Genomic DNA, 19,531 nt, shown 5'->3' on the forward strand with positions numbered 1-19,531 from the left:
GCCCACTTGAGGTCAAGGGAATGATTCGTATCTGAGAGATTGGATTAAATTTCTATGTGAAATAATTGAAAATATTGAAAGATTACTGGACTCCCTGTGTGTTGTATGATTAGGGTTGACGCTGGGTCCCAGGGCCGCCATCAAAGAAGGCCCGGGTTGGTGACTGCGGAGCTTCCGATGCCGCGTTCCTCGTGGAAGGGCTATCTCAGGCTGTCGCTCGTGTCCTGCGCCGTCGTTCTTTACAACGCGACGTCGACGTCCGAGCGGGTCTCGTTCAACACACTGCATCGCAAGACCGGTAATCGGCTGAAGCAGCTGATGATCGATTCGGTCACCGAGGAGCCGGTCGATCCGGCCGATCGCGTCAAGGGCTACCAGGTCAGCAAAGGCCAGTACGTGATGGTCGAGGACGCCGACCTGGAGGCGCTCAAGATCGAGAGCACCAAGCTGATCGAGATCGAGACCTTCGTCCCGCAGTCGGAAATCGACCAGATCTACCTCGACGGCGCCTATTACCTGGCGCCGGATGACCGCGTGGCGGAGGAGGCCTTCGCCGTCATCCGCGATGCCATGGCGCACAAGAAGGTGGTCGGCATCGGGCGCATCGTGCTGAACCGGCGCGAGCGCATGCTGATGCTGCAGCCGCGCGACAACGGCATCATGGCGACGACCCTGCGCTTCCCCTACGAGGTGCGGCAGGACAAGGAATACTTCGCCGACATCACGGAGGTGAAGCTGCCGGCCGAGATGCTGGAGATCGCCGAAGTGATCATCGACCGCAAGTCGGGACACTTCGAGCCAGCCACGTTCACGGACCGCTACGAGGAAGCCGTCGTCAACCTGTTGAAGGCGAAGCAGGCGGGCCAGGTTTTCTCGGTGCCCGAGGCGCCTGAGCCGACCAACGTCGTCAACATCATGGATGCGCTGAAGCGCAGCCTTGAGGCGGAGGGCGCCGATGCCAACGACGTCCGCCGGCCGCGGGCACCGAGCAAGAAGCCGGCCGCGGTTGAAAAGAAGCCCGCGGCAGCCGAGAAGAAGGTAGCCGCCGGCGCCGAGACGATCCGCAAGCCCAAGGCGCGCAAGGCAGCCCGCTGAGGGCTGCGCGCCTGCACCCCTCTGGCGGGGAGTGACCCGCATGGCACCAGGCGGCGATTCGGCCGAAGCCGGCCAGGCGCTGGCCAAACAGACCGTATTCCTGTTCGGGCGCGCGCAGGGCCTGACGCGGCGTCGACTCGACCAGCTGGTACGCCTGCGCGGCGGCAAGCTCAGCAGCAAGCCCAGCACGCGCGTCACGGTCATCGCCGTCGGTCATTCCGCCACATCCCATGTGCTGGCCGATGGGCGCGTGCGCCTGCCGGTGGGCCTGCCGGCATCGGCGATACTGATCAGCGAGAAGGAACTGCGCCGGCGGCTGGGACTCCTGGGGCCGCCGCCCGACGTCGACCGCAGCCTCGCCTCGGCGGAAATCGAGCGCCTGGCCGGGCTGACGCCGACGCTGGTGGCGTGTCTCGCCCTGTTCGACGTGCTCGAGCCGGTCGAGGCCCGCTTTGCCTACCGCGATGTGGTGGCCGCGCGCGAGGTCGGCCGCCTGCTGACACGCGGTATCGACCTGGGCCAGATCCTGGGCGCCTCGGTCACGTTGGGGCGCCGCGGCAGCCATCTTGCCGAAGCGCGGTTGACCGAGGGACCGTCCGGCGAACTGGTGCGGGAACTGGGCGGCCAGCTCGCCGAGCTCAGCGGCCAGCTCACCATGCGGCTGGAGCAGGACGTTCGCGGCATCGACGAACTGGTGGCGGCGGCCGAGCTGGCGGAAGAGGACAACGATCTGGCGACGGCCGAGAGCCTCTACACGACGGCCATGCGTGCCGACGCCGGCGATCCGGTCCTGCCGTTCAACCTCGGCAATGTTTTTGACGCGCAGGGGCGCGCTGCCGAGGCGAAGATCGCCTGGCAGATCGCGGTGGCCCGCGACCCGGCGTTTGCCGAGGCCTGGTACAATCTCGCCATGGCGGCCGAGGACGAGGCGCACGAGGATCTCGCCATCGCCGAGTATCGCCGCGCCGTGCAGGCGCAGCCCGAATTCGCCGATGCCCACTACAACCTGGCGCTGCTGCTGACCAAGCTCGATCGTTGCGAGGAGGCGCTGGCGGCATGGGAACGTTTCCTGGAACTGGCGCCGAAATCCGGCCAGGCCAGCACGGCCCGCCGCGCCGCCGCGCTGTGCCGCATGCGGATCAGGCAGAAACAGGCTCAGACTGGGTAAAGGTTGATATATTTAAGCATATTTTTAATGAGGGAATATATTCTTTTCTATATCAGTCAGATTGACGCTGATGTATGATTCGATATATTAGATCATCGTCGATATACTTATGCATATCAATGACCTACCTGACCCAAGCGTTCGCGAAGACCCTGAAGGATGCCAGAGTTCGCAAGGGGCTCACGCAACGCACGTTGAGTTTGAAAGCTGGCCTGCCTCAGAGCCACATCTCCCGCATTGAAGCCGGGAAGGTCGATCTGCAGCTCTCCAGCCTGGTTGCGCTGACGCGCCTGCTCGATCTGGAATTGATGCTTGTGCCGCGACAGGCGGTGCCGGCGGTTCGATCCATCGTGGGAGACGGCGGCCCATCGCCCCCCGCAAACGTCACGCGGCCTGCCTATCGTTTGGATGACGACGATGGCCACGCCTGATGTCACCGTCCTGGAAGTTCTGCTCCATGGCGAAGTCATCGGCACGCTCACGTCGTTGCCGGGCGACCGATCAATCTTTGCTTTCAGCGAAGAGTACATCGCTGATCAGTCGCGGCCGCTCCTCAGCCTCTCATTCAAGGATGATCTTGGTGGCCTGATCACGAACGTCAGGCCGACGCGGACCCGTGTCGCGCCCTTCTTCGCCAACCTCCTGCCGGAAGGCGCCATGCGCCAATACCTGGCCGACAAAGCTGGTGTGGATCCGGCGCGCGAGTTCTTCCTGATCTGGGTTCTGGGGCAGGATCTTCCCGGGGCCGTCAGGATCCGTCAGTCCGACGGCCGGGCGCTTCCGCCCGCTTCTGCTGGTGACAGCAGGGATCGCCGAGGGGCCGTGCTGCGATTTTCACTGGCCGGCGTGCAGCTCAAGTTCTCAGCATTTCTTGAAGCCAGAGGAGGGCTCACGATTTCGGCAGAAGGTGTCGGCGGATCGTGGGTCGTGAAACTGCCCTCGGCCTCGTTCGAGGGCGTGCCTGAGAATGAATTCTCGATGATGAGCCTGGCCAAGGCTGCCGGCATGGACGTGCCCGAAGTGCGTCTCGTTGCTCTCGATGCGATCGCGAATCTGCCGGATGGCATCGGTCGACTGAAGGGACGGGCCTTTGCCGTACGGCGCTTCGATCGCGCCGCCGACGGAACAGCGATCCACATGGAAGATTTCGCTCAGATCTTCGGCGTCTACCCGGACGACAAATACCGGAAAGCCAGCTACCGGAACCTGGCATCGGTCATCTGGGCGGAGATAGGGGAGGTCGGTATCACGGAGTTCGTCCATCGCCTCGTCTTCAGCGGACTCATCGGCAATGCCGACATGCATCTCAAGAACTGGTCGTTGGTCTATCCCGATGGCCGAAACGCACGGTTGGCGCCGGCCTACGATTTCGTCTCGACCATTGCCTATCTCGACGACCCGGCCATGGCGCTGAATGTCGTGCGCACCAAACGTCGTGACGAACTGACGTGGGATGAACTCAGCTATCTTGCCGCCAGAGCCCAGCTTCCTGAGCGGCTCGTTCTCGCTACTGCCCGCGAGGCGGTTCGGCGATTCCGCGAAGCGTGGGCATCGGAAAGAAAGCATCTGCCAATCGACGCGGCTGTTGCCCGTGCAATCGAGCGCAACATCGCGACTATACCGATCGCGGGTGGCGGCTAATACCGGCTGTCGCTGGAATGTGAGTCGCGACTGTCATCCCGAGCGCAGCGAGGGATCTTTCGATGCAGGCGCACCCGTGCGTCACTTTCAGAAGATCCCTCGCTGCGCTCGGGATGACAGCTGTATCAGGGACGCGTGATTCCGAGTACTAGTCTAGTCTAATGAGAGAGCGCAGGCGTTTCGCCCGCTCCAGGGGTACGTCATTCCGGGCGTGAACCACGCGTGCGGTCGTCGGTTGGCACGTTGCGCAGCCGCTCCATGGTGAGGATGTGGCGGCGGAGCAGGGTGGCGGCCTGCTCCAGGTCCCGGCGCTTCAAGGCATCCAGGATCAGGCGATGGTCCTGATTGGAGCGCGGTCGCCAGCCGGTCGGGTACGCCGTGACGAACAGATAGCGTGAACTCGCAACCTGCAGCTCGTCGATGCTGGCCAGCAGGCGCGGCATGCCGCAGGGTTCGACGACAGCGCGATGGAACGCGCGGTTCGCCGTCTCCCAGGCAAAAACGTCTTCCGCTGCGTCGCCGCTCGTCAGCATGGCCTCGATGCGCTCGAAGGAGCGCGTCGTGAAGTTCGGCGCGGCGTGGCGCAGGGCCAGCACCTCGAGCGCGGCCCGCATCTCGGCGATCTCGCGCACGGCGGCGGGATCAAGCGGTGTCACGCGAACACCGCGCCGCGGCTCGCTGATGACCAGGCCGCGGGCTTCAAGACGCCGGAAGGCTTCGCGCACCGGCACGTGGCTCGAGGTGAACTCCAACGCCACGCTTTCCTGGCGCAGCCGGGCGCCGGGCGCGATCTCACCCTTGATGATCCGCTCGCCCAGTGCACGGGCAATGTGGTCGGCGACGGTATCGCCCTCTGTCTTCTGCAGCATTTGATAGATAATCTACTATTATTTCCATGAGGTTAGGGGAACAGGGTGATAGGGTTCGGATGCTGCGTCAATTTGTAGATAATTAGTCAGATTATCTACAATTTCAGGAGTAACCCATGACCGAACCTGTTGCCGGTGCGGACAGTCGTCCGCGCCAAGCCCTCGCTGCGTCCCTGCGCCTGGGGCTGTTGCTGATCGCCGGCAGTGCCGCAATGACGCTCAGCGCCAAGGTCGAGATCCCGTTCTGGCCTGTGCCGATGACCTTGCAGGTGCTGGCCAGCCTGGCGCTCGCCGGCATTTTCGGCGGCCGGCTCGCGGGCATGATGATCGGCCTCTACCTGCTGGAAGGTGCGCTCGGTCTGCCGGTGTTTGCCAATGCACCCGCGCGCGGGATCGGCCTTGCCTACCTGGCCGGACCAACCGGCGGTTATCTCGTCGGCTTCCTGGTTGCTGCTGTCGTCATCGGCAGCTGGGTCCATCGCGACCGCCTCGCCGTGGTGCCGACGGTGCTGAAGATGATGGTGGGCCTGGCCATCATCTACATCATGGGCGTGCTGTGGCTGGCGCAGTTCACCGGCTGGCAGACCGTGCTGTCGCTGGGCGTGCTGCCTTTCCTCGCCGGCGACGTCGTCAAGGCGCTCCTCGCGGCGGCGTTCACCATCGCTATCGCCCGTTGGCGGAGGGTTGGCTGATGACCCGCACGCACGCCGCCGCCGGACCGGCTGACATCCGGCACGACTGGACACGCGCCGAAGCCGAAGCGCTCTATGCGCTGCCGTTCCCGGATCTCGTCTTCCGAGCACAGGACGTTCACCGGCGCCACTTCGATCCAACGCTGGTCGAAACGGCCAGTTTGTTGAGCATCAAGACCGGTGGCTGTCCGGAGGACTGCGGCTACTGCTCGCAGAGTGCGCACTTCAAGACCGGCGTCGAGGCGACCCCGTTGATGGACCAGACCGCCGTGGTGGCGGTGGCCAAACAGGCCAAGGCGTTGGGCGCGACGCGCTTCTGCATGGGTGCCGCGTGGCGCAATCCCAAGCCCCGCCATCTCGATCGCGTCTGCGCCATGATCGGTGCGGTGAAGGACCTGGGACTGGAAACCTGTGCGACGCTGGGCATGCTGACGGCGGTGCAGGCGCAGCAGCTGCACGCCGCCGGCCTCGACTTCTACAGCCACAACGTCGACACCTCGCCCGAATACTACGGCGAGATCATCTCGACGCGCACGCTGCAGGACCGGCTCGAGACGCTCGATCACGTCCGGGACGCCGGCATCAAGGTCTGCTGCGGCGGCATCGTGGGCATGGGCGAGCGGGTCGAGGATCGCATCGGCATGCTGCTGCTGCTGGCCCGCATGGAACCACATCCCGAGAGCGTGCCGATCAACATCTGGAACGAGGTTGCCGGAACGCCGGTGCAACAGCGGGCCGAACGGCCGCACCCGATCGCCTTCGTGCGGCTGGTGGCGTTGGCGCGGATCATGATGCCGGCCAGCGTCGTGCGCCTGGCGGCGGGCCGCCAGTACATGAGCGACGAGTTCCAGGCGTTGTGCCTGCTGGCCGGCGCCAGCTCGATCTTCGTCGGTACCACGCTGCTGACGACCCGCAACCCGCAGCGCGACCGCGATGCCGAGCTGCTCGACCGGCTCGGCATGCGGACGGCGCCGGTCCCGCTCGAGTCAAGTGCCGCATCGTAGCTGACAGGAAAGACTCACCACGGAGGCACAGAGATCACCGAGGAACACAGAGAACGATGAGCACATTCGCGAGTCGCGCTCTCTTCGTGCCCTCTGTGCCTGAAAGGAAAACGGTGCGTCTTTGCTGGGAGTGCGCCACTCCAGTGGCGCACTGGCCCAAAGGGCCAGACCATGACTTGGCGCTGCGCGCAAAGGCGAAAGCTACGCTTTCGCCGGAGATGCGGGCGAGACGCCCGCGCTCCCAGGAATGATCGTCCTGGCTCCGAGACTGTTGTTTCTTGTTAGTGGCGCGCTCCCGGCGAGAGAACGGCATCGATCCAGTCGGCCAGAGCGTCCAGGATCTCGCGGCGGACGTCGGGGTCCTTACGGCCGGTCTTGGCCGGAACGTGGAACGAATGGTCGGCGTCCTGGAACAACGTCAGCGTGGCGCGCGGGCCCAACCGTTCGATCAGCGGCTGGAGCAGGTCGAGCTCGGCGAGCGCATCGCGCGTGCCTTGCAGGAACAGCATCGGGATGTTCACGTCGGCGAGATGCTTGGCGCGTTCGTCGGACGGGCGCTTCGCCGGGTGCAGCGGAAAGCCGAGGAAGGCGAGGCCGCGGACGCCGGGTAGCGGCGACAGCGCTTGCGCCTGCGATGTCATGCGGCCGCCGAAGGAGCGGCCGCCGGCAATTAGCGGCAAGGTCGGTGCCTGCCGGCCGGCTTCGGCCACCGCCGCCCGCACGGCGGCGTGGGCGAGGGCCGGCGGATCCGGCCGCCGGCCACCTTGCTCCATGTAGGGAAACTGAAAGCGCAGGGTGGCGATGCCACGCGCGGCGAGCTCTGTCGCGACAGCCGCCATGGACGGGTGCGTCATGCCCGCGCCGGCGCCATGCGCCAGCACGTAGCAGGCGCGCGCGTGCGATGGCATATCCAGCAGGCCGGAGACCTGACGTGTGTCGTCGACGGTGATGGTGATGGCCTGGGGCGGCGCCGCGGTCATGCCCGGCGATGCCTCATCCGCCGGCGCCGAAGCGTTCGGCAGACCGCGCGCGGGCCTTGGCGGCTTCGATCTCGCGATCGCGCGGCGGTGCGGTCGTCACCAGAGCCTGGAGCAGCTCGTGTGCCGCCTGGGTCACCTGCGCGACAGCGCGATCGAATGCTTCTTCATTGGCCTTCGATGGGCGATTGAAGCCGCTCACCTTACGCACGAACTGGATGGCCGAGGCGTTGATCTCCTCGTCCGTGGCGGGTGGCTCGAAGTTGAAGAGGTTCTTGATGTTTCGGCACATGGGAGCCTCGTAAGCGATGCTGTCATCCCGAGCGTAGCGAGGGATCTCCCGAAAAGGGAGTCTCCTCTGGAGAGAGATCCCTCGCTACGCTCGGGATGACAATCCGTCTATTTCTCCGCAATGGTCTTGATGGTGGCGAGGCCGGTTTCGAAATCGTCGCCGACCAGCTTGTCGAAATTGAAGAAGACGCCCATCAGCTTCGAGATGTACGGGCTGTCGCCGTACATCGCCCAGGTCACCTCGGTCGCATCACCCTTGGTCTGCAGCGTGTACTCGACCTTGTTATGCGCGGTGAACGGCTTGACGAAATCGAGGTTGATCTGGATTTTCGACGTAGGCGAGGACTCGGTGATCTCCATCCGTCCGATGCCGGCCTTGCCGCTGCTCTCCCACGCGTAGGCCGCGCCTTTGCCGCTGGGCGCGCCGCTGTGGACCCGCTTCATGTCCGCATCCAGCTTCTCGTACGGCGACCATTCGCCGTAGCGATGGAAGTCGTTGAGGAGAGCGAAGATCTTCTCGGGTGGGGCCTTGATGGTGGCCGAGCGTTGGACACGGAACGTATCGGGCCGGGTCGCGGCGTAGGCGAGGACGCCAACGATGGCAATGACAATGACGCCGCCGATGATGGAGATGATCTTGAGCATCGCGCTCTCCTTGGTCGATCCCGGCGCCCGCCGATGGCGAGGCGCCGGGACACGGATATCAGGCTTCCGCCGGTACGATCACCAGCCAGGACACGCCGAAGCGGTCGGACACGACGCCGAAGCGCTTGGCGAAGAAGGTCTTGCCCATCGGCATTTGAACCTGGCCGCCGTCACCCAGCGCGCCGAACAGCCGGTCGGCCTCGGCCTCGTTGGGTGCCTCCAGTGACAGGGAGAAGCCATCGAACTTCGAATGCTCGACGCCACGGCACATGCCGTCGGAAACGAAGACCTGGGTATCGCCGATCCGCAGCGCCGAGTGCATGATCTTGTTCTCGGAGCCCGGCGGCAGCATGCCCGGCGGCGTTGGCTCCGGGCTCTCCTTGAACCGCAACATCATCTCGACCTTGGCGCCGATGGCCTTGCTGTAGAAGTCGATCGCCTCTTCGGCGCGACCGTCGAACGTCAGGTAGGCTTGGACTTGCATGACTCTCTCCTTGGATAGAACGACGTGGATTTGCGGACTGAACTACGGTGTCTTGCCGAACTCGGTGTCGACGACGATCTCGATGGGATCCACGAAAAACGGCGGCAGGCCGTGGTCCTGCGGATTGATCGTGGCGCGCGCCTGCACGCCCAGCCGCGGCATGCCCATGAAGCCCTTGCCGGCGCCGACCAGAGTCACGTCGAACGTCATCGGCTTGGTCTTGCCCATCAGGGTGAACTGGCCATCGACCTTGCCGCGCATGGCATCGGTCTGGCGAAAAGCGCTCGACACGAACGTCGCCTGCGGGAAGGCCTTGGCGTTCAGCATCTTCTCGCCGGTGATCTCGGCGGCAAACCCGGGCACCGGTGTTGTCACCGAATCGACCTGCACGGTGATGGTGAGCTTGGACGGCGCGACGTTGGCGGGATCCCAGGTCAGCGTGCCGTCGACCTTGTCGAACCGGAACAGGCTGTAGGAGTAGCCGAGGTGCGATACGCGGGCGATGACGGCCGTGTGCTGCGCATCGAGCGCGTAGGTGCCGGCGGTCGCCAGCTTGATGTCTTTTTCGGCCGCAAAGACGCCTTCGGGCAATGCCGGTGGGGCGGCCTGTTGTGCGGCGGCGCCCGCCGACAGAGCCAGGGCAGCGCCCAATACCAGGATGCGGATGCTGTTGTGTGCCGTGGACATCATGACCTCTGCGTGCGGCTGCTGGTTGTCAGCGGGTGTTGCCTCAAGGACGAACGAACTGGCGGCGCCCCGACACGGGCCCCCGATCTTTTTTGCCGTTGCCGCTTTGGCCTGGACGGTCGGTGGAAAGCAAGCGGGCTTTAGCCTAGGCTCGCGTCCGTGAACAAACCCCTTGATACCTACAGATCCAAGCGGAATTTCGCGAAGACACCGGAGCCGGCCGGGGAGCCACGCGCGGCCCCTGATGGTCATACCTATGTCATCCAGAAGCACGCGGCACGCCGCATGCACTATGATTTTCGCCTGGAACTCGGCGGTGTCCTGAAAAGCTGGGCGGTTCCCGAGGGACCGAGCCTGGTCCCCGACAAGAAGCGGCTGGCCGTTCATGTCGAGGATCATCCGCTGGAGTACGGCGCCTTCGAGGGCGTCATCCCGAAGGGCGAGTATGGCGCCGGCACGGTGATGGTGTGGGATCGCGGGACCTGGACACCCGAGTTCGATCCGGACTTCGGCTATCGCAAAGGGCACCTGAGATTCCGGCTGGATGGCGAGAAGCTGAAGGGCGAGTGGCATCTGGTGCGCATGGCGCGCAAGCCGCGCGAGAAACAGGACGCGTGGTTGCTGATCAAGTCCAAGGACGCGGCGGCGCGTGCGGCCGACGCACCCGACATCCTGACGGAAATGCCGCTCTCCGCCGCGACCGGACGTGACATCGACGCCATCAGTCGCGACCATGATCGGGTGTGGTCGTCGCGGCAGGGCGAGATCACTCCGCCGGCTGCGGCGCAGCGACCGCGGAAGCGCAAGCCGGTCGTCGATCCGGCGTCGATCCGCAAGGCCAAGGCTGGCGCCATGCCCGAGTGGGTCGAGCCGTGCCTGCCGTCCACGGTCGAGAAGGCGCCGGCCGGTGACGGCTGGGTGCACGAGATCAAGTATGACGGCTATCGCGTGCAGGCGCGTATCGAGAAGGGCCGCGCGACACTGCTGACGCGACAGGGGCTCGACTGGACAGACCGCTATCCCGGTGTTGCTCCGGCGATCGCCGCACTGCCGGTGACATCGGCGTTGATCGACGGCGAGATCGTCGTGCAGACGGACGCTGGAGTCGCGAGCTTCACCGCGCTGGTGGAAGCGCTGAAAAGCGGCGCCAGCAACTTCGTGTTCTATGCTTTCGACCTGCTTCATCTCGACGGCTACGACCTGCGCGCCGCATCGCTGGTGGAGCGCAAGGCGGCGCTGCAGAAGATCATCGTGGCCGACGGCGAGAACGGCCGCGTGCGGTTCAGCGAGCACATTGCCGGCGACGGCAACACGATCTTTCAGCACGCCAGCCGCCTGGGCCTCGAAGGGATCATCTCCAAAACGGCATCGGCGCCTTATCAATCGGGTCGCGTGAAGACGTGGCTGAAGGTGAAGACCACGCAAACCGGCGACTTCGTGGTGGCGGGATTCATGCCATCGTCGCTCGACAGCCAGGCGGTCGGCGCGCTGGTGCTGGGCGAGTATGTCGGCGGCAAGCTGGTGCCGTCGGGGCACTGCGGTTCAGGCTTCAGCGTCAGCAACGGCCGGGCCCTGTGGCAGCGGCTCAATCCCATGCGCACCAAGACCGCGCCGATGAAGGATGAGACCGCGACCGCCAAGGGCGTGCGATGGGTGACGCCAACCGTCGTGGTCGATGTCGAGTATCGCGGACGCACGCGCAGCAACCTGATCCGGCACGCCGTGTTTCGCGCGGTCATCGAAGACAAGGCGCCGACCGACGCCCAGCGTGCCGCTGCCGAGCCGGCGTCGGCGCCCGCCCGGAAACCGCGGGAGGCGGCGCCTCTGGTGCGGCTCACCAATCCGGGACGCCTGTTGTGGCCCGAGCAGGGGATTACCAAGCAGGGCCTGGCGGATTTCTATACCGAGATCGCTGACTGGATCCTGCCGCATATCGCCGGCCGTCCGCTGAGCCTGCTGCGTTGCCCCGGCGGCATCACCGAGCAGTGCTTCTTCCAGAAGCATCGATGGGCCGGGCTCAGCGACGGCGTGCGGCTGGTGCCGATTCCCGGCGACGACGAGCCGATGCTGGCGATCAACGATCTCGCCGGCTTGCTGGAACTCGTTCAGGCCGGCGTGCTGGAAATCCATCCTTGGGGTGCCACGGCCGACCAGCCGGCGCTGCCCGATCGCGTGACCATCGACCTCGATCCGGGTGACGGCGTGCCGTGGGAGCGGGTGATCGAGGCCGCGTTCGACGTTCGGCGCTGGCTGCAGAAATATCATCTGCAGAGCTTCGTGAAGACGACCGGCGGCAAGGGCCTGCACGTCGTCTTTCCGGTGACGCCGCAGGCCGACTGGGACAGCGTGAAGAGCTTCGCGCAGCAGATTGCCGAAGCGATGGCGGCCGAACGCCCGGACCGCTACGTCGCCAACATGGCCAAGCGCGTGCGCCAGGGACGCATCTATGTCGACTATCTGCGCAACGGCATGGGTGCGACCGCCGTGGCGGCCTATTCGACACGGGCGCGCGCCGGTGCCGCGGTCTCGACGCCGCTCACCTGGGACGAGATCGGCCCGGGCATTCGCGCCAACCATTTCACCGTGGCCAACCTGCCCAAGCGCCTGACATTCCTCGACCGCGATCCGTGGGAGGGTTTTGCATCCTTGGAGCAGGCGCTGCCCGACACCGTGACCAGTGCAACGGTGCCGTCAAAGAGCGACCTGGCGACGTACTGGAAGGCGGTCGCGACCGAGGCATTGGCACACCTGGCGCGCCGGCCGCTGACCCTGGTGCGCCATGAAAAGGGCGAGACGTTCTATCACCAGAGCCGGCCGCTGCCGCCCATCCCGAAAGCCGTCCATCAGTTGCGCATCAAGAAGCGCGAAGGCGGCGAGGGGACCCGGTTGTGGGTCGACAGTCTCGAGGGCCTGCTGGGCCTCGTCGACATGGACGTCATCGAGATCCATCCCTGGGGTGCCACGGTCGACCAGATCGAGCGTCCCGATATGCTGGTCTTCGGCCTCGACCCCGGCGACGGCGTCGATTGGGGCTTCGTGATCGAGACGGCCCGTAGAATGCGCACACTGCTGGACAGTGAAGGTCTCGAGAGTTGGCCCAAGCTCACCGGCGGCAAGGGCGTGCACATCATGGTGCCGGTCGAACCCGATCTCGACTGGAACGAGACGCACCTCTATAGCCGCGACCTCGCCGAGCGATTGGCCGCGACGGCACCCGAACGCTACGTGACGGCCGCGGCGTACGACAAGCGTCCGGGTCGCCTGTTCATCGACTGGTTGTGCAACAGCCGCGGCAAGACCGCTGTCGGCGCCTATTCGCCTCGGGCGCGTCCCGGCTTTCCGATTGCCGCGCCGATCAGCTGGGAGCAGCTCGAGCAGGGCATGCGCTCGAACGCCTTTACGATCTTCCAGCCACCGCCGCGACGCAAGTAAGGAAGCCCTGGGAGAGCGGGCGCTCCGCCGGCTCGTGCCTGTGCTATTCGTCCTGCAGTCGCCCGTAAGCGGCCAGCTTGGACTGGAAGCGGGCGACGTCGTGGCTGAGGATGACGAGATCGTGTTTGGAGCCGTCGCGGTCCTTGACGTGGTCGCGCAGCAGCGCCTCGCCGCGAAAGCCCAGGCCTTCGAACACCTCGATGGCGCCGCGCTGGTCGACGGTCATCTGCGTCACGATCTTCTCGAGCCCCATGGCGAGTGCGAGCGCGAATGCCTCCTGCACCAGTTGGCGGCCCAGGCCCTTGCCGCGCATGGCCGGCGCGGTGAACACGAGCAGTTCGCCAACATGAGGTGACCACGAGGCTTCGCCGGGATGGACGATGGCGCAGCCGAGGATCTTGCCGTTACGCACGCCCAGCAAGGTCTTCTGGACGCCGCGCCGCAGATCTTCCACCCACTGCCCGATGACGGCGGGCTGTGTGATATCCCGCCGGAAGAACAGCAGATCATGGCTGGGGAACTGACGTGCGAAGTCGAGCAGGGCGCCTTCATCGGCTGCCGTCATGTGCCTGACCTCGACCGGGCCGTCCTTGCAGGTCACGGTGCGCGGAAAGCGGTCGTCGCCTTGACCTGTCATATCGAGCGGACTCCCAGCCAGCCATCCAGCTTCGGCCACAGCCGTTTGACGGCGTTGGCGCCGGCGACCAGGCTTACATGGCCGCCTTTGAGCATGATCTCCTCCTTGTCGGTGCTGCCGACAAGGTCGATCAGGGGTTGGCTGGCCTGGCGTGGCACGATGTCGTCGTGTTCGGCGACCGCATGCAGGAACGGCATCTTGATGCGGCCGAGATCGACGCGCTGGCCGCCCAGCATCAGGTCGTTCTTCAGCAGCCGGTTGTCCCACATCAGATCCTTGATGATCTGGCGGAAGCACTCGCCGGTGACGGGCACCTGGTCGTTGGCCCAGCGGTCGAACATGCGAAACGATTTCACGAACTCGTCGTTCCACATGTTGTCCCACAGCCTGACCTGGCCGGTGACACGCGAGATCGGCCGCAGCATGCTGAAGCCTTCGGTGATGACCTCGGGCGGCACGTTGCCCAACGTGTCGACCAGGCGATCGACGTCGAAATGCCGGCGATCGGTCCAGTTGTGGAACAGCGTGAAGCCCTCGAAATCGACCGGGGTGGTGAAGCAGACGAGATTCTTGAGGCCGTCATCGGGGTGAAGCGCGGCATAGACGGCAGCGAGAAGCCCGCCGAAGCAGTAGCCGATCATCGTCACGTCGCGTTCGCCGGCATCGATGCCGACACGCCGCACGCACTCCGGCAGGAATTCCATCGTGTAGTTTTCGAGCCGCAGCGTCTTGTCTTCCGGCCGCGGCAGGCCCCAGTCGACCATGTAGACTTCGAAGCCGCGCTTGAGGAGAAACTCGATCAGGCTCATCCCCGGCGTCAGGTCGAAGATATAGGGCCGGTTGACGATCGACATCACCAGCAGCACCGGCACGCGGTAGACTTCGTCGGCGACCGGTCGATAGCGATAAAGCTTCAGGGTACCTTTCTCGTAGAGAATGTCGCGCGGCATGCCCGGGCTTTGCGGGCCGGCGCTGGCGAAATACTCGACGCCCTTGATGCCGCGTTGGATGGCGCGCTCGACCTCGGTGCGCACCCGTGTTGCCAGTTCATCGACCGGCCCGGCAGAGGTGCTCATGGCGCGCCCTGTGCCGGCGGCTTGCGGGTCTTGGGCGGTCGTGGCGCGCGCGCGTCAGGCGCCGCGGCCACGGCGTCCGATCGATCGAGGCGATCGACGATCTTGTTGAGCAGGGTTTCGACCGCGTTCAAGCGTTCGCCCAGGGCCGCGATGTCGGCCCGTGTGGGTAGGTTCAGCGCCGTGAGGTGGCGGGTCATCGTCTCGCCAACCACCTTCTGGACGCCCATGGCCAAGCCCGTCGACTGCCCGAACATCTGGGCAAACTGCTCGGAACTCATGGCCTCGTTGAGCGAGGTATTGGAACGCTTCTCGAACTCGCCGAGCCAATCCCGCCACAGCGAAAAGGGATCGATGGGCTTCGACGGCTGGCTCATCAGGCGCCTCCCTCCCGTCCGGTTTCTTCTTATGACTGACCTTGACGGGATCATTGTTGCGCCCGGGGGCAGAGGCGGTCAACTCTCCATGAGCGTCTTGAGCGCATGCAGGTCGCGCTCGACGGCGTCGACGTCGGCCGCGAGCGCTGCATCGGACATGCCGGGCAGCCGGAATACCGTCAGCATCACCTCGCTGCCGCCGCCGTTGGCGATCACCCGCAGCGGCACGGATATCTCGCTGCCGTCCGATGCCGTCAGAGCGTGGTCGAGGACGCCGAAGTCGTTTTTCTCGCTGAACCGTACACGCATGCGGCTCGATGGCGTCTGCACGATCCAATGATCGTCGAGGCGCTGCAGGGTCTCGCCCATGCCCTTGGCCCATGCGGCGAAGTTGGCGGGTACGGACGTGAAATCATAGACCGTACGCCAGGGTCGCTCGATGCGGATGCTGATCGTACGCGAGTCGACAGTTGCCGTCATGCCACATACTCCCGGGTTGCGTTGGGCGGCACCATGATGATGCGGGCCCGGGACGTCTTGAACGAAACGGCCGCCTACGCGATGTGATCGAGGATGGTGGTCGGCGGCAGGCCGGACAGGCGCTTCACCTCGCGGCTGAGGTGGGCCTGGTCGGCGTAGCCGATCGCGGCGGCGCAATCCGCCAGCCCGTCCGCATCGCGTGCGGTGGCGAGAAAACGCTGGAAGCGCAGGATGCGCTCCAGTGTCTTGGGGCCGTAGCCGAAGGCATCGTGGCTGCGCCGCCGCAACGTGCGGGGGCTGACATCAAGACGGGCGGCGGCGGCGCTGACAGGGCAGGGCATGCTGTCGTGCGATTGCGACAGTTGCGCGAAGAGCATCCGCATGTCGCGGTCGTCTGCTGTCACGTCTTCGGCGCGTCGGCGCAGGCCGCGCTGCAGGCGTCGCGCGATGTCCTCGGGATCCTGTCCGATGCCGGCTTCGTCAGCAAGACGCCGGGCATCGGCACCCCAGATGTCTTCGAGCGCAATGCGCTGGTCGACGATATCGGTGGCCGGCAGGCGCAGCCAGTGGCGGGCGGCGCCGGGCTGGAAACGCAGCCCGACCACGACGCTGCCCGGTGCCAACACCTGGCGCCGAGCGACGCGGTCGGGACCCGCCACAGAGAGCGTGCTGTCGCACCAGAGCAGATCGATGCAGCCGTCAGGTACCACCAGAACCGACGGTTCGGGTTCACAGGGCAGGCGGTGAATCCACACCAGCGCGATGTGCCGGCGCAAGGCCGCATCCGGCGCGGCTTCGGCATAGTCGCCGTGCGCAGAACATCGGTGGTCGATGTGGTTCGGCTGCGCCATCATGATATCGACATAGCGCAGCCGCGACGCGGGCGAAAGCCCGGAACCAGCAAGGACGAGAGGCGATGATCGGATACCAGGTCAAGGACGGCGTAGCGGAAATCCTGCTGAACAATCCGCCGGTCAATGCCATCACCGTGGCGTTCCTGGATGCGCTGATGGCAGCGCTGCGGCGGGCCGATGCCGATCCCGATGTCCGCGCCGTGACGATTGCCAGCGCGCTGCCTGGACGCTTCAGTGCCGGCCTCGACGTTCCTACCTTCCTGCGCGGCACGCCGGAACAGGCACATACCGTCGTCAACATGCTCTACGTCCAGCTCCACGAGTTGCAGGCGAGCCTGGGCAAGCCGACCATCGCGGCCGTGACGGGCGCGGTGCGGGGCGGCGGGATCTCGATTGCCATCACCTGTGACATGATCGTGGCCGCCGATGACGCCACCTTCGGCTATCCGGAAATGGAAGTCGGGCTCCTGCCGGCAATTCATTACACGCACCTGCCGCGCATCGTCGGCCGCTATCGTGCGTTCGATCTGCTGTTTACCGGCAGGACGTTCGATGCGCGCGAAGCGCTGGAGCTCGGCCTTGTCAGTCGATTGGCGCCGCAGTCGCAGGTGGCGGCAGAGGCGCATGGCGTTGCGCGGGTCCTCGCGGCGAAATCGCCGACGCTGATGCGCATGGGCAAAAGGGGCTTCACGCGCGCTATCGACAACGGTTATCGGCAGGGTGCCGGCAGTGCCGTGGACCTGATCACCGTCGTATCCACGACGCGTGATGGTCGCGAAGGCATGCAGGCCTTCGCCGAGAAGCGCAAGCCGGTATGGAGTGCCGATTGAGGCGGGTGAGCGTTGCGTGGCGCGACCACCCGCCGCGTACATTGTCTACGGCGACGGCTTGATTATTGGCGCGATGGCTCCTGTAATTCGTCCGGACGCGCACGATTTGGGGTGAATTGGAGCACGGACAGGCCCGACATGACCGCTGTTCATCTTTTTCGCCTAGCCTGGGGCTTGTGGCTGCTGTCGTGGCTGCTGGCGACGCCGTGGTCGGCGCCGACGCTGAAGCGCGCGGTTACCGGCGCCACGACACTCAATCGCCTGGTCATCATCGCCGGCGTCGTGCTGCTGCTGGGCGGCGTGTCGTGGCTTGACGTCGAGCACCTGTGGCATGTCGGGCGGGAAGGAGTCTGGATACTGGCGGCGCTCACCGTGCCGGCGTTCCTGTTCGCGTGGTGGGCGCGCCTGCATCTGGGGCGGCTGTGGTCGGGCGCCATTACGCGCAAGGAAGGGCATCGCCTGATCAAGACCGGGCCGTACGCGGTGGTGCGCCATCCGATCTACACCGGCCTGATCGCCGCCGCGCTGGTGACAGCCGTGGCCGAGGAAACGCTGCAGGCCCTGTTGGGCGCTGCGTTGATCACGGTGGGGCTGTGGGGCAAGGCGGCACTCGAGGAGAGATTCCTGCGCCGCGAGTTCGGGCCGGCGTTTTATGACGCCTATCGCCGCCGGGTGCCGATGCTGGTTCCCTTCCTGCCGAGGGCGGGTTGACACGGCTGCCCCGCGGGCTGATGGCTGCCTGGCGGTTGGCCAGGGACACCATCGATGTGTTCGTGGCCAATGAGCTGCTGAGCCGCGGCGCCGCCATCGCGTACTACACGATCTTCTCGATCGCGCCGGTGCTGATCATCGTGGTCGCCGTCGCCGGCCTGACCTTCGGCCAGGAGGCGGCACAGGGCGCCCTGGTCGAGCAGCTCTCCGACCTCATGGGCGCACGCAGTGCCGAAGTGCTGCAGGCCATGATCGAAAGCGCCAGCAGCCGCAAGGCCGGCATCTGGGCGACGGCGGTCGGCTTCGCCACGCTGCTGCTGACGGCCAGCGGCGTCTTCGGCGAGATGCAGGCGGCGCTGAACACGATCTGGAAGGCAGCGCTGCAGCGTTCAGCCGTGTCGCGGATCATCCGCGGTCGCCTGACCAGCCTGGGGCTAGTGCTGACGTTCGGCTTCCTGCTGATGGTGTCGCTGGTGGTGAATGCCGGATTGTCGGCGGTGCACAACTATATCAACAGCCTGTTTCCGGGTGCCCATCTGTTGCTGCAAGCGCTGACCTTCCTGATATCGCTCGGCATGATCACCTTGCTGTTTGCCGCGATCTACAAGGCCTTGCCCGACACCACGATCGCCTGGCGCGACGTCACTATCGGTGCCGCGGTCACTGCCCTGCTGTTCACCGTGGGCAAGTCGGCCATCGCCTTTTACATCGGCAGCAGCGCGGTCGCCTCCAGCTACGGCGCCGCCGGCGCGTTCGCGGTGATCCTGGTCTGGATCTACTACTCGGCGCAGATCTTCCTGCTGGGCGCGGCCTTCACCCACGCCTATGCGCGGCGTTACGGGAGCCTGGCGGTTCAGTCACCCGCATAGCTCATTCGGCCGCTTGCAGAGCCGATATGGCGACGTCAGCCGATGACGGCTGTCGCGGCATCAGTGCATGGCGCACGCCGTCGAGCTGCCGGGTGAACACGTGCATGCCGCGACGGTAGTGCGTCCAGCGCCGGCGCAGGTCGGCCAGGTCGGCATCGGCCTGCCGCTGTGTGGCGTTGGCGCCACCGTGACGCACGACTGCGAGTGCGACGCGGACCTCCTCGCGGTCGAAGCGCAAAGCGTGCCAACGTTGGCAGACGCTCAAAGCCCGCGGCCCGATCCAGCGCCAGGTCTCGGCCTCGCGCTCGGTGGCAAAGCGGTGGCGAACGCCGAACTGGGCGCAGGCGGCAATGCCGACCGGTGCATCGAGTGGGACAGCATCGCTGCGGCGGGCGGGCAGCTCGCCGCGGTGGTCGGGTAGGTGGCGCCGGCGCACGCGGGCGCATAGCGCGGACCAGTCAAGCGGCAGGGTGCTGAAGCAAGCCGGCATCGGGACCGATCGGGGATGTGGGAGATGAGATTATATTCTCATATAAAGAATTACATGTCAATGATATAAGCAAAAAGTGAGAATAATTAGATCACCCACTTAGTGGATGTTCCCGTTTGAAGGATGAAGGGACAGGCAATCCGATGCGGACCGGTTTTGAATCACCTCGGGCATTGATTTCTGACATCGAGACGGGCCTGTTAAGCTGACGCGTCGCGTGATGTG

The 19,531-nt window shown here is 65.3% G+C and carries 22 protein-coding genes; 10 read left to right on the forward strand and 12 right to left on the reverse strand.

Annotation, left to right across the window (positions count from 1 at the left end; genetic code table 11):
• The first annotated feature begins 177 nt into the window (after positions 1–177).
• The 4 genes from FQU96_RS13375 to FQU96_RS13390 all read left to right on the forward strand — a co-directional run bounded on the left by FQU96_RS13375 (position 178) and on the right by FQU96_RS13390 (position 3,904).
• Positions 178–1,095 carry a Ku protein gene (locus tag FQU96_RS13375; protein WP_146541772.1) on the forward strand — a complete coding sequence of 306 codons (918 nt, stop codon included), beginning with the start codon at positions 178–180 and terminating at the stop codon, positions 1,093–1,095.
• 40 nt (positions 1,096–1,135) lie between these two features.
• Complete coding sequence (locus FQU96_RS13380) at positions 1,136–2,263, forward strand: tetratricopeptide repeat protein (RefSeq protein WP_146541773.1); 1,128 nt, start codon at positions 1,136–1,138, stop codon at positions 2,261–2,263.
• A 119-nt stretch (positions 2,264–2,382) separates the two neighbouring features.
• Positions 2,383–2,694, forward strand: a complete 312-nt coding sequence (locus FQU96_RS13385; RefSeq protein WP_146541774.1) for a helix-turn-helix domain-containing protein — start codon at positions 2,383–2,385, stop codon at positions 2,692–2,694.
• Positions 2,681–3,904, forward strand: a complete 1,224-nt coding sequence (locus tag FQU96_RS13390) for a type II toxin-antitoxin system HipA family toxin (RefSeq protein WP_146541775.1) — start codon at positions 2,681–2,683, stop codon at positions 3,902–3,904. The genes FQU96_RS13385 and FQU96_RS13390 overlap by 14 nt, the downstream gene beginning before the upstream one ends.
• 200 nt (positions 3,905–4,104) lie before the next feature.
• On the opposite strand, the gene FQU96_RS13395 is transcribed toward FQU96_RS13390, so the two are convergent.
• On the reverse strand, positions 4,105–4,773 hold the full coding sequence (locus FQU96_RS13395; protein WP_146541776.1) for a GntR family transcriptional regulator: 669 nt from the start codon (positions 4,771–4,773) through the stop codon (positions 4,105–4,107).
• Between the two features lie 116 nt (positions 4,774–4,889).
• On the opposite strand from FQU96_RS13395, the gene FQU96_RS13400 reads away from it, so the two are divergent.
• Together FQU96_RS13400 and bioB are read left to right on the forward strand one after the other, a co-directional pair.
• Positions 4,890–5,465, forward strand: coding sequence for a biotin transporter BioY (locus FQU96_RS13400; protein ID WP_146541777.1), 576 nt, complete (start codon positions 4,890–4,892; stop codon positions 5,463–5,465).
• On the forward strand, positions 5,465–6,469 hold the full coding sequence (gene bioB, locus FQU96_RS13405) for a biotin synthase BioB (RefSeq protein ID WP_146541778.1): 1,005 nt from the start codon (positions 5,465–5,467) through the stop codon (positions 6,467–6,469). The genes FQU96_RS13400 and bioB overlap by 1 nt, the downstream gene beginning before the upstream one ends.
• 281 nt (positions 6,470–6,750) lie before the next feature.
• On the opposite strand, the gene FQU96_RS13410 is transcribed toward bioB, so the two are convergent.
• The 5 genes from FQU96_RS13410 to FQU96_RS13430 all read right to left on the reverse strand — a co-directional run bounded on the left by FQU96_RS13410 (position 6,751) and on the right by FQU96_RS13430 (position 9,553).
• Positions 6,751–7,449: an alpha/beta family hydrolase gene (locus FQU96_RS13410; RefSeq protein ID WP_146541779.1), complete on the reverse strand. Its 699-nt coding sequence runs from the start codon at positions 7,447–7,449 to the stop codon at positions 6,751–6,753.
• 13 nt (positions 7,450–7,462) lie between these two features.
• Positions 7,463–7,738, reverse strand: coding sequence for a DUF2277 domain-containing protein (locus FQU96_RS13415; protein WP_146541780.1), 276 nt, complete (start codon positions 7,736–7,738; stop codon positions 7,463–7,465).
• A gap of 107 nt (positions 7,739–7,845) precedes the next feature.
• A complete protein-coding gene (locus FQU96_RS13420; RefSeq protein WP_146541781.1) occupies positions 7,846–8,382 on the reverse strand; it encodes an SRPBCC family protein in 537 nt (178 codons plus the stop codon).
• 58 nt (positions 8,383–8,440) lie between these two features.
• Positions 8,441–8,866 (reverse strand): VOC family protein, encoded by a 426-nt coding sequence (locus FQU96_RS13425; protein ID WP_146541782.1) that lies wholly within the window; start codon positions 8,864–8,866, stop codon positions 8,441–8,443.
• Between the two features lie 42 nt (positions 8,867–8,908).
• Positions 8,909–9,553, reverse strand: coding sequence for a YceI family protein (locus tag FQU96_RS13430; RefSeq protein ID WP_146541783.1), 645 nt, complete (start codon positions 9,551–9,553; stop codon positions 8,909–8,911).
• Between the two features lie 159 nt (positions 9,554–9,712).
• On the opposite strand from FQU96_RS13430, the gene ligD reads away from it, so the two are divergent.
• Positions 9,713–12,985, forward strand: coding sequence for a DNA ligase D (gene ligD / locus FQU96_RS13435; protein ID WP_146541784.1), 3,273 nt, complete (start codon positions 9,713–9,715; stop codon positions 12,983–12,985).
• Positions 12,986–13,028: 43 nt separating this feature from the next.
• Here the strand turns inward: ligD and FQU96_RS13440 are convergent, their stop codons facing one another.
• The 5 genes from FQU96_RS13440 to FQU96_RS13460 form a co-directional block, all read right to left on the reverse strand.
• A complete protein-coding gene (locus tag FQU96_RS13440; protein ID WP_146541785.1) occupies positions 13,029–13,622 on the reverse strand; it encodes a GNAT family N-acetyltransferase in 594 nt (197 codons plus the stop codon).
• A complete protein-coding gene (locus FQU96_RS13445) occupies positions 13,619–14,698 on the reverse strand; it encodes an alpha/beta fold hydrolase (RefSeq protein ID WP_146541786.1) in 1,080 nt (359 codons plus the stop codon). Before FQU96_RS13445 ends, FQU96_RS13440 begins: the two co-directional genes overlap by 4 nt.
• Entirely contained in the window at positions 14,695–15,072 is a 378-nt protein-coding gene (locus FQU96_RS13450) for a hypothetical protein (RefSeq protein WP_146541787.1), read from the reverse strand. Before FQU96_RS13450 ends, FQU96_RS13445 begins: the two co-directional genes overlap by 4 nt.
• A gap of 78 nt (positions 15,073–15,150) precedes the next feature.
• A complete protein-coding gene (locus FQU96_RS13455) occupies positions 15,151–15,552 on the reverse strand; it encodes an SRPBCC family protein (protein WP_146541788.1) in 402 nt (133 codons plus the stop codon).
• Positions 15,553–15,626: 74 nt separating this feature from the next.
• Complete coding sequence (locus FQU96_RS13460) at positions 15,627–16,403, reverse strand: helix-turn-helix domain-containing protein (protein ID WP_178130491.1); 777 nt, start codon at positions 16,401–16,403, stop codon at positions 15,627–15,629.
• 65 nt (positions 16,404–16,468) lie between these two features.
• Between FQU96_RS13460 and FQU96_RS13465 the strand changes: the two genes are divergently transcribed.
• The 3 genes from FQU96_RS13465 (at position 16,469) to FQU96_RS13475 (ending at position 18,816) form a co-directional block, all read left to right on the forward strand.
• Complete coding sequence (locus FQU96_RS13465) at positions 16,469–17,236, forward strand: enoyl-CoA hydratase/isomerase family protein (RefSeq protein ID WP_146541790.1); 768 nt, start codon at positions 16,469–16,471, stop codon at positions 17,234–17,236.
• 138 nt (positions 17,237–17,374) lie between these two features.
• Positions 17,375–17,947, forward strand: a complete 573-nt coding sequence (locus tag FQU96_RS13470; protein WP_146541791.1) for an isoprenylcysteine carboxylmethyltransferase family protein — start codon at positions 17,375–17,377, stop codon at positions 17,945–17,947.
• Entirely contained in the window at positions 17,944–18,816 is an 873-nt protein-coding gene (locus tag FQU96_RS13475) for a YihY/virulence factor BrkB family protein (protein ID WP_255468022.1), read from the forward strand. The genes FQU96_RS13470 and FQU96_RS13475 overlap by 4 nt, the downstream gene beginning before the upstream one ends.
• Before the next feature lies 1 nt (position 18,817).
• Here FQU96_RS13475 and FQU96_RS13480 read toward each other — a convergent pair whose 3' ends face one another.
• Positions 18,818–19,306, reverse strand: a complete 489-nt coding sequence (locus FQU96_RS13480; RefSeq protein WP_146541792.1) for a hypothetical protein — start codon at positions 19,304–19,306, stop codon at positions 18,818–18,820.
• Positions 19,307–19,531: the final 225 nt, after the last annotated feature.

The sequence above is a fragment of the Reyranella sp. CPCC 100927 genome, from assembly GCF_007859315.1.
Classification (GTDB): domain Bacteria; phylum Pseudomonadota; class Alphaproteobacteria; order Reyranellales; family Reyranellaceae; genus Vineibacter.